At 38.0% G+C, this 16,846-nt stretch carries 18 protein-coding genes and 1 pseudogene; 12 read left to right on the forward strand and 7 right to left on the reverse strand.

Annotated elements, in window-relative coordinates; all coding sequences use genetic code 11:
• Positions 1-1,945: 1,945 nt before the first annotated feature.
• The 4 genes from ACFIJP_RS02085 to ACFIJP_RS02100 are packed head-to-tail and all read right to left on the reverse strand — an operon-like array spanning position 1,946 to position 3,182.
• Positions 1,946-2,158 (reverse strand): hypothetical protein, encoded by a 213-nt coding sequence (locus ACFIJP_RS02085; RefSeq protein ID WP_375625312.1) that lies wholly within the window; start codon positions 2,156-2,158, stop codon positions 1,946-1,948.
• The gene (locus ACFIJP_RS02090) at positions 2,151-2,363 is read right to left on the reverse strand and encodes a hypothetical protein (protein WP_375623746.1); all 213 of its coding nucleotides are present in this window, start codon (positions 2,361-2,363) and stop codon (positions 2,151-2,153) included. The genes ACFIJP_RS02085 and ACFIJP_RS02090 overlap by 8 nt, the downstream gene beginning before the upstream one ends.
• Positions 2,287-2,523, reverse strand: a complete 237-nt coding sequence (locus ACFIJP_RS02095) for a hypothetical protein (RefSeq protein WP_375625313.1) — start codon at positions 2,521-2,523, stop codon at positions 2,287-2,289. Before ACFIJP_RS02095 ends, ACFIJP_RS02090 begins: the two co-directional genes overlap by 77 nt.
• On the reverse strand, positions 2,520-3,182 hold the full coding sequence (locus tag ACFIJP_RS02100; protein ID WP_375625314.1) for a lysozyme: 663 nt from the start codon (positions 3,180-3,182) through the stop codon (positions 2,520-2,522). The genes ACFIJP_RS02095 and ACFIJP_RS02100 overlap by 4 nt, the downstream gene beginning before the upstream one ends.
• A gap of 366 nt (positions 3,183-3,548) precedes the next feature.
• Between ACFIJP_RS02100 and ACFIJP_RS02105 the strand changes: the two genes are divergently transcribed.
• Positions 3,549-3,725, forward strand: a complete 177-nt coding sequence (locus ACFIJP_RS02105; protein ID WP_375625315.1) for a hypothetical protein — start codon at positions 3,549-3,551, stop codon at positions 3,723-3,725.
• A 213-nt stretch (positions 3,726-3,938) separates the two neighbouring features.
• Here ACFIJP_RS02105 and ACFIJP_RS02110 read toward each other — a convergent pair.
• Positions 3,939-4,869, reverse strand: a pseudogene (locus ACFIJP_RS02110) (YopJ/AvrA family T3SS effector serine/threonine acetyltransferase).
• Positions 4,870-5,261: 392 nt separating this feature from the next.
• Positions 5,262-6,206 carry a YopJ/AvrA family T3SS effector serine/threonine acetyltransferase gene (locus ACFIJP_RS02115; RefSeq protein WP_375625316.1) on the reverse strand — a complete coding sequence of 315 codons (945 nt, stop codon included), beginning with the start codon at positions 6,204-6,206 and terminating at the stop codon, positions 5,262-5,264.
• 653 nt (positions 6,207-6,859) lie between these two features.
• Here ACFIJP_RS02115 and ACFIJP_RS02120 point away from each other — a divergent pair.
• A complete protein-coding gene (locus ACFIJP_RS02120; RefSeq protein WP_375625317.1) occupies positions 6,860-7,078 on the forward strand; it encodes a hypothetical protein in 219 nt (72 codons plus the stop codon).
• 572 nt (positions 7,079-7,650) lie between these two features.
• Here ACFIJP_RS02120 and ACFIJP_RS02125 read toward each other — a convergent pair.
• The gene (locus ACFIJP_RS02125; RefSeq protein ID WP_375625318.1) at positions 7,651-8,220 is read right to left on the reverse strand and encodes a hypothetical protein; all 570 of its coding nucleotides are present in this window, start codon (positions 8,218-8,220) and stop codon (positions 7,651-7,653) included.
• A 2,093-nt stretch (positions 8,221-10,313) separates the two neighbouring features.
• Between ACFIJP_RS02125 and ACFIJP_RS02130 the strand changes: the two genes are divergently transcribed.
• The 10 genes from ACFIJP_RS02130 (at position 10,314) to ACFIJP_RS02175 (ending at position 16,604) form a co-directional block, all read left to right on the forward strand.
• Positions 10,314-10,844 (forward strand): hypothetical protein, encoded by a 531-nt coding sequence (locus ACFIJP_RS02130; protein WP_375625319.1) that lies wholly within the window; start codon positions 10,314-10,316, stop codon positions 10,842-10,844.
• A complete protein-coding gene (locus ACFIJP_RS02135) occupies positions 10,841-11,392 on the forward strand; it encodes a hypothetical protein (RefSeq protein ID WP_375625320.1) in 552 nt (183 codons plus the stop codon). Before ACFIJP_RS02130 ends, ACFIJP_RS02135 begins: the two co-directional genes overlap by 4 nt.
• A gap of 57 nt (positions 11,393-11,449) precedes the next feature.
• On the forward strand, positions 11,450-12,007 hold the full coding sequence (locus ACFIJP_RS02140) for a hypothetical protein (RefSeq protein WP_375625321.1): 558 nt from the start codon (positions 11,450-11,452) through the stop codon (positions 12,005-12,007).
• Positions 12,008-12,206: 199 nt separating this feature from the next.
• Complete coding sequence (locus ACFIJP_RS02145) at positions 12,207-12,539, forward strand: hypothetical protein (RefSeq protein ID WP_375625322.1); 333 nt, start codon at positions 12,207-12,209, stop codon at positions 12,537-12,539.
• A 516-nt stretch (positions 12,540-13,055) separates the two neighbouring features.
• A complete protein-coding gene (locus ACFIJP_RS02150) occupies positions 13,056-13,220 on the forward strand; it encodes a hypothetical protein (protein WP_375625323.1) in 165 nt (54 codons plus the stop codon).
• A gap of 380 nt (positions 13,221-13,600) precedes the next feature.
• Entirely contained in the window at positions 13,601-13,816 is a 216-nt protein-coding gene (locus ACFIJP_RS02155; protein WP_375625324.1) for a hypothetical protein, read from the forward strand.
• A gap of 218 nt (positions 13,817-14,034) precedes the next feature.
• The gene (locus ACFIJP_RS02160; protein WP_375625325.1) at positions 14,035-14,391 is read left to right on the forward strand and encodes a hypothetical protein; all 357 of its coding nucleotides are present in this window, start codon (positions 14,035-14,037) and stop codon (positions 14,389-14,391) included.
• Between the two features lie 14 nt (positions 14,392-14,405).
• Complete coding sequence (locus ACFIJP_RS02165) at positions 14,406-15,557, forward strand: DUF6990 domain-containing protein (RefSeq protein WP_375625326.1); 1,152 nt, start codon at positions 14,406-14,408, stop codon at positions 15,555-15,557.
• An 89-nt stretch (positions 15,558-15,646) separates the two neighbouring features.
• Positions 15,647-16,021, forward strand: a complete 375-nt coding sequence (locus tag ACFIJP_RS02170) for a hypothetical protein (RefSeq protein ID WP_375625327.1) — start codon at positions 15,647-15,649, stop codon at positions 16,019-16,021.
• Positions 16,022-16,259: 238 nt separating this feature from the next.
• A complete protein-coding gene (locus tag ACFIJP_RS02175; RefSeq protein WP_375625328.1) occupies positions 16,260-16,604 on the forward strand; it encodes a hypothetical protein in 345 nt (114 codons plus the stop codon).
• The last annotated feature ends 242 nt before the right edge of the window (positions 16,605-16,846 follow it).

The following is a 16,846-nucleotide window of genomic DNA, read 5'->3' on the forward strand; positions in this document are numbered from 1 at the left end:
TTCTAAGCTCTTATTCCATAGAAGTAATAAAGAAACGGGCCTTCTGTGCCCGTTTTTTTTAATGCTTTTTCACGTTTCGTACAGTTCTTCCTTTTATGATAGTGATCTTATAGCATTTTGTTATTTTTCATTGGTTGATGTATCGCTATTGTGAATAGATCTCTCTCTTTATTCATGACTTTTTCTCTTGCATTTATGAGATGTTTTTATTGTGCGGGGATCGTGGTTTCTTTTGAAAATATTTTAGTGATAAAAATATAACTATTTGATTTATAGTCATTTATTCCTAATACAGTTCTATTTTTTCATTTTAAGTTTATGCATGCACCATTAAAAAAATCCTGTGTTTGCGCTTTAGAAGGGCGAATGGTTTTTATGAACTAACGCAAGAGTTTGTATTCATTGAAAGTTGAAGAGAGAAAGTTGGACAGAGCATGTTGGGTCTTGTTTGTTTTTTTTATGAATAAGATGTTGGTATTTCAAGCTTTTGTATGAAAAAATAAGGGTTTTCTCTGTTAAAGGGCTTTTGTATACTGGGACAAGCATATCTCTGTTTGGTTAATCTCTGCAATAGAAAGACAGCCTCATTGAGAAAGAATGTAAAGGTATATAAGCACGCATCTTGTCATCATCTTTTTGCTTTATGACTTTTAAAGGTATTTATAGTAATATCTTATTAAATAATGAAGATGATGCCTCAAACTTTTGTTGCTTGCATATCTTTTTTTTGTGAAATCCCTCACGTAAAATAGAAAAGCCGCAAATATATTTGTCTCCAAATATATATTTTTGCATATTGACATGTTTTTAAGAGACATCTTGCTTGTCACACCGATTTCGCAATGGATTTGTGAATGGTATAAGGGCAAAGTTCTCATGAAGTGCATAAAACTATAGGGCACGATCATCTTTACGCTTAATAAAAGAATACGCTTGCGTTATCATATACTTTTCCAGCTCTCAATGTTATGACAAGCCGTTGGTCCGTGAGACGGTGAGGCGTGCCTTGCTTGTATAGTTTTGACCCATACACTGTAATGTGCAAGCGACATAGTTTGGATTATTTTAAAAGGAAACAGGTTGGGAAATGAGAAAATCCTGCGATATGCAGGGCTTTAATTCAAGTTGAAGAGTGCTTAATGATAATTATAAATCAATGTGATGTGGTTTTACGGTTTTCAAGAGCATTGCATTCTTGCAAATAATGATAATCATGTATTGCTTCATATTTTTTAATGGGTTTTAATGGAACAACGCTTTTATTGATCAGAATTATTCATTGTTTTGTATGTTGAATAAGAGATTTTTATTGCGGTGGATTTTTTCATTTCAATTCTTTCTTATGTTGAAACAATCGCAATCGTTTTCTTATACCTCACAAGTGGAGAGAGCTAGGGTGAAATACTGAAAGAAAATAAAAATGCCTCTCATGAATATTTTCAAATAGTCAGTTTTTTTATAAACAGAGTTTTTATAAACAGAGGCGGTATAAATATTGGGGATTTATGCGTAGGGAGGTGTCTGATTGCTCTTTTTTTTAAAGTGTAAAGATAAGGGGATTTTAGGCAAGTTAATACTTTTTGCGTTGTTTACTTATGCAATTATTAAAAAAATATCTCTAAATATTTTTAAATTTTTTCGCGATGGTATCTTCCCGATGGGATTTGTGAAGAGTATAAAATATTTTTTAGTATCAATAGGTTATTTTAGAAAATGTGCGTTGGTATGATCCTTTTCTTATGTTAGTAAAGTTGTTGACTCACGCGTTTGTTAAAAATCTCTCTTCATGCTCCTAAATTCATTTCATGAAAGCGTTTTTGAAGAGTGTGTAAAAATTTCCCATGAGACGTGAAAAATCATCAATAAAATCTCCGTGTTTTCAAAAAATAACGAATGGCTTTTTATTTAAAAAAAGATTTAACACGTCTCATGTTTTTTATTTATTTTAGAGCTGAATATTCGATTTTTGTGTAAAAATACTTGCTAACGCATCTATGATACGTGAGAAATCAAGCGCTAATAGGAAAATGATAAATATAATCCACTTCGTATAACGTGACATCATTTTTACACTTTTATAAGTTGTGATGATTTCTTGTAGGATTTCTTTTTCCTTTTCTGTAAGCTCTGTTTGTTTTTCTGTTTTTTTTCTAGCCATGTTTCCACCCACACAAGCCTTCCCCTTGTTTGTTATGCTTTAAAATATCTCTTGCGAGATTTGAACTGATGGTATTGAGATCTTTTTTGTCTAAATAAATGGGCATCCAACCAACGCAAGAAAAAGGCTCATTTATTGTTTTTATCGCGCAACCAGTAAGTAAGAGCAGCGCGTACATCAGGATCACTTTTTTGATTAATTTCATTCTCCACCTCTAGCCGTGTTATTGATGACTTTAGCGTTTTTTCTATTTGCTTTTGTTGTTCAATCTTTTTTCCAAGAGTGAAAGCTTTTGCTAAAGCGATAAAAAAAGCGGTCAGAGCCGCTCCTGTTATCATCAGATTTTTTTTCATCCACCACATCATAAGCGCTGCTCCCGAAACCGTTTTGCCACAAAGAAGATGCCTGCACAGGCGGCTAAAACCATAATGGCTGCCAATGCCCATTGGATGGGACCATTGCCTGCCAATAAGCCTCCAAGTCCAGAAAAAGAACCAATAATCGGTGTAAGCGCTTCTGCTTTGAAAAATCCCATTGGTGCTTGCGTTTCTACGGTTTGGTAGTTGGGAGAAACATAAGCACCTTTTGCCCATAATCCTGCTTCGGCTGCACGACGGTGCACTAGACCGTGAAGACGTTTTCCTCCTGCTTTGGTCCACTTTTGTAATTCAGCAGGGACGGCTTCATATTCGCCGTTATTGAGTTTTTTGAGCAGGGTCGAATTACAAAAAGCCGAAGCTCCTATATTATAGCAAAACGATACGAGCGCAGCGAATTGTTCATCCGTTAAGGAAACCATCACATTTGTTTCAACGGTATTTTCAAATTGTCTTAAATCTTGAGAAAGAACTTCTTCTGCTTGCTTTTCAGTGATTGTCATGCCCTTGCGAACGAACGGTTTTCCAGCAGCGCTGATATGTCCATAGCCGATTGTCCACACCCCGATGGCATCTTTATAGGCGTTCAAACGCAATCCTTCCCATTGTTTAATGAGTGCAAGCCCTGCTGATGATATTTTTCTCATTTGCTTCTCCATAAAATAAAGCCTCACTTTAAAGTGAGGCTGGTCGACACATTAAAAGTGAAATTTTTCACTCTGCAAAAACAGACAAGACGTGAAAATTTAACGAAATCAAAAGGTTAGTTGTAGCATCTTAAGGGAATGAGGTCATGGTTGTCCAAGTGGGATAATGGTTGGGCTGGTGTTTTCCGTTGAGAGATGTTTTTGGTTTTGAGACTTGGTGCTGTTGATGTACGCAATGGCATTACGGTGGCATTACGGTTGTGTTAGCGGTGGCATGAGAAGTGAGGTTGGAGGGGTGACATATATGTTGGTGAATGGAATTCTTAGAAGGCATTGTTGGCGCGGCAGGGGTTGGAGGGTTGCACAATGATTTGTGTTAGCATTGGTGTTGGTGCTTGCGGTTGTTTTGGCGGTGGTTGTGAGGGGGGTGAGATGGAGAGAACGGATGGTGTGATTGTGGGGGACAGAGAGTGGCTGTTTGCGGTTGTTTTGGCAAGTGGTACTGATGTGGAGGCGCTTGAGATAAAAGTGGACAACTCTTAGAAAAAAGCTACAGGAGGAGGCGGGTGCTTTTACTTAACATCCAAAATCCTAAAATATTTTATGTATTCAGCTTTTTGTCTTTAAGAGGTCACGTTGCTTGCTGTTTAACTCTTTAATTGCTTACAAACGGAAAAAAAGATTTGCTAACAGCAATTTATACCCCACCGTCAAGCAGCAGAGCCTCGTTCTTTATGGATATGGAAAAAACCTCAATTACATCATCAAAGATTTGTATTCAGTGAGCCTTTTTTGGGTGGGAGGAAACAGAAACAGTTTTTCCTTCTGTTGTTCTTAAGTTTTTTTCAAATCTCTCTCTCAGAGTTTCACCTTTTTTGTTTACTGTTTCATGTTCAGCATCCGGATTGGCTTTTAAATATTGTTCTAGACGTTTTCTTCCTTGCGCATGTTTGTATAAACTAATGGGAAGATAGGAATCTAACTTTTCAGCAGATAAAGATGAATTTTGTTCACATAATACACCCTTAACATTATCTTTGTGCAATCTTGCTAATTTATCAGATTCAAGATGAAGCTTTTTGGCGAGGCTTAAGCTGAACATCCCACATTCAGAAGAGCTTCTCTGAATATCCATTTCTGCCGTGGTAAAAGAATAAGGAGGCAGTTGAAGACATTGAAGGGTTTGATTTATTTTTATCCCTAGTTTGCAAGCAGTGATATTCTGAAATGTTGTAGGTTCAAGCATAATCAAAGAGATTTTGTCATCAACTTTTTTATAATCAAGGACTGCAAAGTGGATTTTGCTTCCCGAATTTACTATAAATCGAGCAGATTTTGCGTCGCTCTCAACGACTTCTTTTAGTGCGTGTGAAAACTCTTCTGCTGTAAGAGCCAATTTGAGATTCATTGCTGGATATTTGCTGTTTGCTTTTTCTACGAGAGCCGGCATCAATCTAATATCTATGTTTTCATAATAAGAGTTAATCCAACGGCCGGTGACGAGATCATCTTCTAAGTCTGTAATAATAGCTTTCAACTTTTCCTGACTCAAGGTGCTCTCTTCTTTTTGAGGAGCGTTGAGTTGTTCTAAACGGGCAATAAGGCTTTCTAAGGATTCATTTTCGATGTTACTTTCTGCTATTTGTGAGGCATGAGCGGCAGTATCTTTTGAATCTTGTGGCTTCATAATATGAACCTCCGTGGTTATAATCGGGAGGCAATATTATTTTTTATATTTTGACCAAATAATGTTTTGAAAAAGAACCTTTATCTCTTGAAGATTAAGGAAAAAATCATTTTTCAGCTGCTTTATAAGAAAGTGCGGGCAGGTCTTTTCAAAACTTGCGTGTTTTATGTTTGTTCAAAGTTTTAAAATACGGGCTTTAAAATGGGCTACTTTTAATAGAATATTATTGTTTTGCCTTTTGTTTGAAGAGGTAATTGCTCACTTTTTGCATTGTTACTTCTTTCAAAGGGAAAAGAAGATTTGCTAATAGCATTTATATCTTACCGTAAAGCCGCAGAGCTTCATTCTTTGTGGATGTGGAATACGGATATGGCTAAAACACTCATTACATCTTACATCATCAGAGATTTGTATTCCGTCGCTCTTTTTCTATGTTGTGAAACAGAAACAGTTTTTCCTTCTGCTGAACTTAAGCTTCTTTCAAATCTCTCTCTCAGAGTTTCGCCTTTTTTGTTTACTGTTTCATGTTCCGCATCCGGATTGGCTTTTAGATATTCCCCAAGACGTCTTCTTCCTTGCACGTGTTTATAAAAAGTGGTTGGAAGATATGTATCTAACTTTTCAGCAGATAAAGGCGTATCTGGTTCACATAACACACCCTTAATATTGTCTTTGTGCAGTCGTTCTAATTTTTGAGCTTCCGAATAAAGCTTTTTGGCAAGGCTTAAGCTGAACATTCCACATTCAGAAGAGCTTCGCTGAATGTCCATTTCTGCCATGGCAAAAGAACAGTTAGACAATTCATGCGCTTTAAGGGCCAGTTGTGTCCTTAATGCTAGCACTGCTGATCTCATATTGTTAAGTGTTGTAGGTTCAAAAAATATCACGGACGTTTTGTCATCGATGGTTTGATGATCAATCACTGAAAAATGAATTCCTCTATCCTTTGTGTGAATGATAAATCTAGAAGATTGAATGCCGTTTTCGATGGCTTCTTTTAGTGCAAGGGCAAAGTCGTGAGATGACGCTACCAATTGAAGGCGCATTTCAGGATATTTACGATTTGCTTGTTCCACTAAGGCTGGCATCAGTTTAAGATCTATGCTTGCATAATCAGTTGTAAACCAACGATCCGTTGAGATGTCTTCTTCTAAACGAGCAATGATATTTTTTAATTCCTCATGATTGAACGGGACATTTCCTTCTTTTTCGCTGCTTTGTTGTTCTGAATGTGCAGCAAGATTGTCTAATGATGCAGTTGCACGCGCCCCTTCTGGTGCATTTGCCCTTCCTTGTGTTTGTGAGGAATAAGGGAGAGAAGAATCTTGTGGCTTCATAATATTAGCTTCCATATTGATAATCAATGGATGACATTATGTTCTTCAATTCTGGCTAAACAATGTTTTGAAAAAAAGCCTTCGCATCTTGAAAAATGAGGCGATGAAAGCATATCCTGGTCGTTTTCATATTATTATTCGTATATTGCTCATCATTTCTGTGATGTGTTGTATCCGTATTTTTATTGGGGTATTGTATTAGGGCGTTCTATTGGGAGCCCTTATTGGATACGGCTTGTTTTGAAAATCTCAAAATTATAGGGCTGTTGGTGATGCAAATTGGATGATGCAGAAGAAAAACAGTCAGAGAAAGACGAAAGATACCTTTAAACAAGAGACTTTTAAAGATTATAGCGAAACACACCGTTTGATAACAGTCTATAATAATGCAAAAATTCTCTGATGAAATCTGGGCGCAAAAAATCCCTTACCGCACCTATCATTAAATACGATTTTTCATATTCTGTCAACAGCAAAACGATTATTTTCCCTTTTTTATTGCGGCAAAAAACATTCTCTCCTTTGATAAAGGAGGGGGAAAGGTGAAGGGAGAGGGAAGAATTGTGGTTTTGAAATCCGTGGTATTTTATTGATGGAATTAGGAAGGCGATGGTTGGAAGGTTTTGCGGGGGTAAAGCTTAGGTGTCGCGATTGTGTTGGCGATTGGGGCTATGCTGGCTGTCGTATTAGCGGTGGCGTGGTGGGTGGATGGTTACCGGTATAAGTTGTTGATGATGGAAGGGATTGTTGGTGGGGGCTTTTTCTTTCGTTTAAGGGATGATGCTTTTAATTTTGTAAAAAAATCAATGGGGTGTTTTAATGATAACATATTGATTTATAATGATGTTTTAGTCGTTATTGATCTTGAATGAGAAATCTAGATTATGCTGCAATCAAAGCCATGTCTCTTGTCTGTCATAAGATCAGGAAAGCTGTGTAGAATTGTACAAGAAAAGACGCACAATGACGATAATGAATTGTCTCAAGAGCTAAGGATATCGCGATATTGGGGGAAAATTGGATGATGAGGGTTGTTTGTTACAATAGGGGTAATGGGGAGGGGGTGTAATAGGGAGGGGAGGGTGATGGGGAGAAGGTTGCTGTATGAAGAGGGGGAAATATTTATCTTGTCCATGTCGTGAAATATGTCGTGAAATATTGTCCTTTGAGGCATGGGTAGATATATCGTTGAGGTATGGTGATAAGTCTCTTTGACAGGTTGAAGCGTTTTTTAAGGGCTTGGTGGATATTTTAAAGCTTATTTGTTGTGTGCTTTAAGCTCGTCAATCCCATGAATTCTATGAAAGGGCAAGTCCAGTGGATCTCAAGTGTAACTTGTCAAGAAGGATTGTCTCTTTATAAAGGAGCTGGTTACAAAGAGGCATGTTACAAAGGAGGGTTTTAGAATCTTTATCCTGTGAGGGAGAGAAAACGATGGGTGTTTTTAGCCAATGATCTTTTTGCTAGAACAGTCAAAATGTTTATAAAGGGCATCAAGAATAATACGCAACGAACCAACAAGATTAGGCAGCGGTTGATCTTCTATAACAAGATATTGTAATGCCGCATGAAAGTTGTGTTGACGATGCAAATATTGTGCTTCTTTAATCGCTTCTTGCATATCTTCATAGCGTTCCGTCGCTCTTTGAACCCATTGCTTTTTTGTTGTCTCATCTGATGCGCTGTGCGTAAAACCATCATAATAGCCGTTTGGTAAGCCTTTTGCACATAAATAGTCGTTTCTGATTTGCAAGTATCTTTGCGCCGTGTCATATTGCTCCTTACTGATGCCTGATGAATCCCCTTTATAGCCAAGCAAACAAAGACGCCCAATATAGGTTCCAACAAGTGGATTTTTCGCTTCTTCAAGGCTTAAACCAAAGTGTTTTGCACGCATTTCAATCGCAGATTGAAGCGCAGATTCGCTGGGGCTTTGGGCACGTGAAATACGGCCATTGGGCTCTCTGAGTTTGCCTGTTATTCTCGGTCTACCGCGTTTTTTACGTATTTTCATGAACTTAACCATTTAAATGAAAAATAAACTGTCTGTTGATGGGGGACAGTGATGTAAAAAGCACTTTGAGCAAATACTGTGGGAGCAAATACTGTGGGAATATGAGCCGTTGCAGATCAAAGGAGAAACGGATACTAAAGGCGTCTTTCAGCACAAAGAACAGCAACGGTGTGGGGCGAAAAAATCATCTTTAAGGTGTTTTTTACCATTTTTATCTTATCCCTATCAGTCTTATTTCTCGCTCCTATCATGCTTATTTTTTCATGGATAGCGGGTTATTTGCTTTCTAAAGATTTCTCAACCTTTCTGGAACAGTTGAAAAGAAACTTTTGTCACATGTGAATAAAAAACAAGAATGATGTTTTATGGGTATGTCGTTATCTTTCTAATAGGAAGTCTTTTCTAGTAGGATTATTTGCTTTCTTTCTCATGAGCGCTTCGTGGAAACTTTTCAGTTTTACCTTTGAAAAGTCATTGTTTTTATCATCCGTTGAGCTTTGTTATTGGGAGGTATATTGGGGTTTTCTTATTGGGCGCTGTACCAAGATGTCTGATGTAGATTAAGCTGCAAAATATATCTTTATCCTTTATAGAGGATTTTATCTTTTTTTGAGCGACACAGAGCTTAAAAAAACAAACTTTTCAATGTGCTTATAATAGCATAAGATCCTTATATTTTCAAATAAAATATGGTTCATCATTTCAAAATAACAAAATAAACTGTGGAGGATCAAGCAATTTACGGTAATCTTTTATGGAGGATATTTTTGTTTTTGCTGTTTTAATGGATTTCATAAAAAAGGGAGGTGGTCACTTAAATGGTTAAATGACGGGATGCAATATCCAAAGAAGCTTTATAAGCGGCAGGTAGCTTGATAAAAGAGGCGTTTATAAGAAATGCTTTTATAAAGGTGGGGGCTATGAGGTGTAAGACATTTCTTTTTTAATTTTAAAATAGGGGCTTTTTGAATCAAGAAATTTTAAAATGAGAATTGAAAAATTGCAAAGCTGCTGTGGACGCATTTTAGATAATCGGTTGTTTGGTTTGGTCTGTGGGGCGTGCTTATTGCTTCACGCTTTTGTTTATCGCGTTCTTGTTTCTCACATTCTAGGGGCACATCTCTTACATGTGCTCGAGCCCATTTCACGACGGTGGCTCAAGAAGGGCATCTATGGTAAAGCTTTCATGATAATATAACTTTATTAAGGATCATCATTTTTAGGATTCATAAAAGCGTAAGCTGGTATCATCGCATATTTTGCCAATCCCCAATATGTATTACAAGCTCTTGGCATTTGAGACGGTTTATAAGAGGCATTTTCATTGTACAATTTCACTGCGCATGGCTCTCCCACTTTTTACGTACAAGCAAATAAATTTTATTGATTCAACAGGGGATAGATTTGAAATGAGAGAATCTTACAGCATTTTGGATGTGTTGATTATCAAGATACAAAGTGCTTGTGAAAATGTTTTTCATCTTGTTATGCCATAAAATACTGTCATTTGAGGCGGATATAGGAAGGTTTATGAGGCATTGTAACTTTTGACGCATTAAGTGTTAAAAATTAGGGTGCCAATGTTAAGGAAGGACTTTTGTTAAGGGAGAAGTTGTTCGTAGAGCGCTTTATGCAAGTGGAACCCATAAGTGCTCAGCAGGCGGAGTGCACTTAAGAGCAATGGGATTGTTGACAAACTGAGGTGGGTTTTAAAATCTTCATTCTTTGAGATGAGCAAGGAATATCATCATCCTTTGTTTTATATATACTCGGCTTCATTTAAGCGGTGAAAACACTGTCGTTTATGGTGGGCATGTCAGTTTTCCACATGAGATGTTTTTTAGATTAAATATTTGTTGGATTTTTGTAAAACGGTGTCTTTTAGGGTTTGTGTGATCGATAAAGAGAGGAAAAGGGGTGTTTGGGCTTGTAAGCGCGTCATGTATAAGCGCGTATAGGGTACGTGAATAAAATATTTATAGGGGATTATAGTGCTTGCTTTACTCTGAGAAGAGTGCTAAGCGAATTTACCGCGCTGGTGGCGTGCTATCAAATTTGAAGAGTGGGAATTTTAAAAGTGGGGGAGTATCCGTATGATCGAAGATAAATCACAACACCAATCTGCCCATGAGGGAAATAAGGCTTTCGTATCACAGCCAGTGTTGGATCAATCGGCAACTTTCAAAAAATGGATGATGCTTTCAACAAGCGATTATATCATCATTTGTTGTTTGGCTATCCTCTTGTTGGTGCTTTTTTCCGCGACTGTCTATATGGAGCCTTTGGAATTTTTTCATGTTATATCCAAAGAACAGCTCCAAGCACTGGGACAAACGAAACAAAAAAGTTTTCAGGAAATAATTCAGGAGAGCCTTGCACATCCTTTTAAAAATCCTATCATCGAGCATTTGCTTGATGCGGGGTGGAATAGTGTTTGGGCTTTTTTATGTTTCTTACCGCAAATGATTTTTTGTTTTCTTTTTGGTTTTTTTCCGCTCTTTTTTGTCTTTAACGCCATATTTAAACGGGATGTGAAGGAAATGATGAAGCTGTGGGAAGCCTTGCCAGAGCAGCAACAGCTAGACAACCAATCTCTGACAGAAGACTATAGGAGGGGAAAGTGACCGCTTCTTTAATCATTGGAATGTTGATCGCCGTAGGGACGGCAATTTTTATTTGTTCTGCAATTTTTATGGTATTCCTTTCTACCATGGTGACAATCGTTGCACTTTATTATTCGTTGATAAAACGGACAATCTTGTTATTGGTGACGCAGCGAAAATTAAAAAAGGGTGCAGCGCAGAATTTGAGGCATAATCAGGCAGAGGGTAGGGGACAGAATACAGTTCTTGCAACACAGTTCAGTGCCTTTTCTTTTCAAGAATCTTTGCTTCTCTCAAAAAAAGATTATTTTATGATCTTTTCTATCGCTTTCGTTATGGTTGCACTTTGCACAGGTGTTGTCGTTTTTTCAGCTTTTCTTCCAAAATCTGCAATTTTTTTGCACAATTACGTGCCTATTATAGTGCTTCACATTATTGATTTTGTCATGAAACTGCTGTTGTGGTTCTGGGTATGTATTGTTGTTTCTTTACCTGTCATTTTAATTCTCCATAGTTTCCTTCAGTATGGCGTGCAAGAAACAGTAAAGGAATTAGAAACATTTGCTTGAGAAGAAAATAAAAATGATGATTTCACATCAATGCGATAGGGAAAAAAAGGGAGCATTATGATGCAGCATTTGGCTTTTTTAGGGTTCGTTATCATTGCCATTTTAATGGTTATGGTCGTTGTTAGGCTTCCTTACTTGTTAATCAAGCATATGAGGTTATCTTTTAAACTCGCTCAAGGCTTGAAAAAGAGTACGACGCAACAAAAGCAAGCCGTACAACAATTGCGCAATGATCGGGGAGAAATGAAAAGACACAATCTCGTATTTAAGACCCTTGATGCGAAAATGCGCTTTCTTAACTTCAAAGAATCTCTGCCTTTTTCTTCAAAAGAATGTAAAATAATCTTTTTTATCCTTATTCTCTTTTCTGTTTTGCAATCTGCTTGCTCTATCGCAAATTTTGTATGGTGGAAAAATGATAGCGTTGCCTTTATTATACAGCTGTTGAGCCTTCTATGGTTAGGGATTTTTCTCTTTTCTCCGATCATTGGGATCATGTGCATAAAGTTAACGAGAAAATTAAACAAAATACTTCCACAATTGGAAGAAGCGATAAAACAAAGCGATCAGGCAATGCGTATGCAGAATGTGGAAGGGGGACAAAATGACGAGTAGTCTTATAACATTAATAGCCATTTCTTTCCTGTGTTTTACGCTTTTAAATGTTTTAATATGGGTGCCGATTTTTATCATTTATTACCTGTTTATCAAGCGTGCGCGGCTTTATTGTCGCGTGAAAAAGGAACTGAAATGTGTGCTTAATGAACGCGATATTGCCTTAAAACAGATCTCCCCAAAATAAAAAAGCAGCAGAATGTTTGATAAAAAACAGCTTTCTCTTGTTTGGCAAGACTATAAAAAAATATTTTATATTTCTACGGTCATAGTGACAGCTCCAATAGTTATAACGGTTGTCGTTCAGATATGGAGAGGAAGGGACTTTGTTTCTCTTGTTGTATTCGAGCCACTAGCATGGATGCTTGCCAGTGCTTTTTTATTCTTACCGATTGTTTTTATTATGCGTTTTATCGTGACACGTCAGTTGAAGAAAATGATAGGGCAATTGGAAGAAGAGGTTGAGCAGAAAAAAGCTCTCGTCATATTATACGATGTGAGCGAGGGAAAAGTGAGCGAGGGGACAAAGTGAAGAAAGGCTTTTGTTTGAGTGGGGCTTTTGCTTGAGCGGGTGCGGTGACAAAGTGAAAGGATGCCATAAGCCTTGCCTTTGATATGTTCATTAAGGAGCATGGGGTGCACTTCTCGTTTTGTGCTTTTTTTATATTTGTGCTGTGTTTTGAAAAGAATTGGGGCTTTTGCTTGAGCGGGGTTCTTGTTTGAGCGGGTGCGGGGGCAAAGTGAAAAGAGGCTTTTTTTGGGTTTTACTTGCTGTTGCTGTTTTCTTTAAGAGAGAAAATCTTGTAACTTATTTTCTTTTTATCAAGTATAAAAATGTGTCTTACCAAGCGATATTGAGAGCGAAAAATCTATATTAAAGCACAAGATGCGGCGGTGGTGTTTGGGGCAGAAAAATCCATTTTCTGAGAAAATGGAGAGGCAAGGCGCATAAAGAAGGCGTGCCAAAAGTCCAAGTTTTTGATCAAGACGTTTTGCTCCATGGAAAGTGCAATAGTGCTTTTAAAGAGCTTGGGGTGGAGGGGAGAAATTGAAAGAAAAGGGGGCATCTATTTATTTACGAGACCGCGAGGGGCAGTTTCTCTTTCTGGATGAAAAAGGTTTTGTGCAATATGATTATGGAATTGTGGGAGGCGCTGGTATACATGCTGCAGCTTGCCAAAAATTAATCCTTATCATTTTGGGGCTTTGCTAGATTGACAACTGAGCTTTGAAGCAAAGGGGTGGATTTTAAGGCAAAGGAATTGAAAATTTTTGAGGAAAAGGTAAGCGCCCAGTGATTACACCGTGTGCTTGAGGAAGCTTTCGATAAGGGCAATGACTGAGGTTGATCTGGGAACGAGGTTGGTCTGGGAACGAGGTTGGTCTGGGAATGAGGTTGATCTGGGAACGAGGTTGATCTTGGCCGCGTGTTTGGGCTTTCAATAGAGCACCCTTCTTTGGAAAAAGAAAATTGTAGCCCCCCTCAGTTGACTTCTTATTTGCTGCGCACCCTTGGGGTTTTGGCATTGCTTGCTGATATTAATACTTGATAGCTTTCTCACAAAAGCTTTATGGAAGGTGAGAGGCTGGGCTTTGAAAAAATATCAAAAAAGTCCATTGGGGCCGGCTTTTTGGGTGGTTCAAGTGGTGGTAACGACAAAGCAACTTCGTTACGATTTTTTTGCATCAGTTGGCTTCTTCTTTGCAAAGAAGCTTATCTTCCTGAAAATAAAAAGAGCAGTGATTAGAATTTTAGAGCCTCAGACCCAAATTTGTGCAATAGAAGAAGATATTTGTATGAACATTTAATCGACGAGAAAAGAGAAGCCTTAAGACAACAGAGGATACACTGTGCGTGATAAAAACATGATGTTTGAAGGTAATGGAAAAAAATGCAACTCTGATATTGTCTTTATAAAAGATGAGGGATACAAGCGCTTGATATTGATGAACCCTCATTCATTGTGAGGACGAAAGCTTCGGTTCATGAAAATGGCTTAAAAATTGAAACAAATGAGGGATAAAAAATGAGGGGCAATGGAAAAAATGCATCATTGGACGAAGAGCCACGGTCGTTTTCGCTTGAAGAAGCGTTTTTGACAAGCAAAAATTATAAAGTCATCTTTTGCATTGCTTTCATTATTAGCGCTTTTAAAGTGGCACTCGTTATATTTTTTGAGTGGGATTTGACAGAGTGGTCGAATTATATTCTGTTCATTTTAACATTAATATTGGGTTTTATATCAACGCTTCTTTTTGTGCTTATTCCTGTTGCCTTTGTGGTCCGCATCATTTTTACGCGTTTGTTGAAAAAAAAGATCAAGCAGTTGGATCAAGAAATCTGGCAGCGGAGGAAAACCGCTTCTCAACAAAACAGCGCGTGAAGGGAGGGCAGAAAATGATAGATATTAAAATGATAGATATTATTGTTGTACTCTCGTGGGGTGTGGGCTTGACGCTTTTCACGCTGCTTTCTGCTGTGGTCACGATGTTCATTTGGGCATTGTATTATTCTACTTTCAAGCGGGTGAGACTGTATTGCCAAGTGACAAAAGAATTCAACCGCGTGCTTGAACAACCTATCGCTTTTGAGCCGTCTAGTGGAGCAACGCCGATGATTAAATCATCATCTGAGGTAAAAGAGTTTTCTCTGTCTGATGAGGAAATCCTAACGATGGAAAGTGCAACGGCGCTTTTAAAGAGTTTGGGGTGGAGGGTGGAAATTGAAGGAAAAGGGGATCATTTGGCCACCTATTATTTACCAGATCGTGAAGTGCAGTTTCTTTATAATGCTGAGAAGGGGTATCCGCGATTTGATTGTGCAATTGCGGTGGTTTCTGGTATCCATGCGGCGGCTTGCCAAACGATAGACCCTTATAATTCTGGAGGCTTGATTGCTCTCGAATTGAGTTTTGATGTGAAGGGGTTGGAAATTTTTGAAGAAAAGGTAAGTGCCCAGCATTTACGCTGTGCACTCGAGAAAGCTTTAGAAAAGGCAATGACAGAGGTTGATCTTGGCAATATGCTTCGCTCTCAATATCGTATCCTTCCTTGGGAAAACAAAGTTGTGGTCCCTCAGTTGGCTTCTTATTCGCTGCGCTATCTTGCAGCTTTGGCATTGTTGGGTGATGTTGAAACCTTACACGCTTATCACAAAAGCTTTCTGGAAGGTGAGAAACTGGGCTTTGAAACAAGCATCGAAGAGGAGCATCTGGAACGCGCGATGATAATCGCTAAGGCGGTAGAAAAGACAAAGCAACCCAGTTACGATTTGCTTCAACAGGCGGCAAAGGATTTTTCCATGGAGGTGGAGAGCTATGAATATTTTAGAGCCTCAGATCCTAGTTTGTGCAATAGAAGAAGAGATTCTTATGAAAAATTGATCGAGGAAAAAAGAGAAGAATTAAGACAACAGGGATATTTCGTTTACGAAAAGGACGCGATTTGTGAAGTTGATGGAAAAAACTATCGTCCTCATATTCTTTACATAAAGGATGGGGAGTTAGAATATATGGATGTAGAAATTAGGATTGATGAAAAAAATTATTGAGAGAAAATAAAGCGTTTAGATAAATTAAAAAGAGCTTAAACCTAAAAATAGAGCGTAAAAAGCGCGAAGTGTAAAAGCAGAGGGGATCAATGCAGGAGAAAAATGCGCCATTTGAAGAGTCTTTCTTTTCATTCAAAAAATTGACGGTGCCTTCAGTGGAAAGCCGTAAAGGGGTGGGGAGTTGTGAAATAATAGGGCGTTCCTTTTTCACTATGTTTTGCACATGTCTTATCATGATGGCTTTAGAAGTTCCTGCGGGTGCAAAATCTCTGGTACAGCCGTTGCAGTGGATAAGATGGGAAGGAATTGGTTCTTTTATTTTTCTCTTGCCGGTGTTGATTTGGTTTTGTCTTCTTACACCTCTTCCTATTTTGTGGGGGCTGCGCTCCGTTAAAGAGCGTAAATTGGAAAAAATAAAGCAAAAATTGGAAGAAGAAATAAAGCAGCAGGAGATTAATCAATGAGGTTATACGCATGAGGAGTGAGGCCGCGGTTTTTATTTTGTTTCTGCCAATTGGATGTTTTCTTCTAAATGCAGTTACAGTTTTTGCTATTTTTGTGAATATGATTATTGTGGCGCCTTATTATTCTTTAATCAAGCGTTTGAGGCTCTATTACAGAGTGAAAAAACAAAGACGTTTGATGAAAGAACAGCCGCAGCATTTTTGTTTCTTTGAAAAAAGCGGAAAAGGGAAAGAGAGAGTGCCGCAAAACTTAGCACTAGAAACACAGATAAGTTCTCATTCGTTAAAAAAATGGCTCGCTTTTTCACGCAAAGATTATATCCTCCACGCATGCCTCTCTTTCATTATTATGTTTTTCAAAGTTTATGTCTATGTGATTTTCTTTAAAGGGATCGATGAGATAGATGAGAGCAGATTTGAATATTTTGTCATTCTCTTGCTCTTCTGGTTTTTTTTATCGGTATGTATTTTTGCAACGATCCCTGTTGTTGTGATCCTTCGTGAAATTTTAACCTCTCGATTGAAAAAGAAGATTCAGCAATTGGAAGAAGTGACTGAAGCAACCCAATCAATCAATTTATAAAGAGAAGGGAATAAAATGCATTACGCAATGGCGGCAGCTTACACGCTGATTTTGATCATTCTGCTGGGGGGTATTTTTGATTTGTTCTTAACAATACCCATTGTGGCACTGTATATTTCTTTTATAAAGCGTTTGATATCGTATTACAAGGTTACGCGGCAATTAAATGCAGCGCTGAAAAAGCGTGTGTAGCCCTCATGTCATGGGGGGAGATGTGAGTTTTAGATCATGCCATTGCTTCA

Origin of the sequence: Bartonella sp. MU37NMGALS, from assembly GCF_042194015.1 — a bacterium.
GTDB lineage: Bacteria > Pseudomonadota > Alphaproteobacteria > Rhizobiales > Rhizobiaceae > Bartonella > Bartonella grahamii.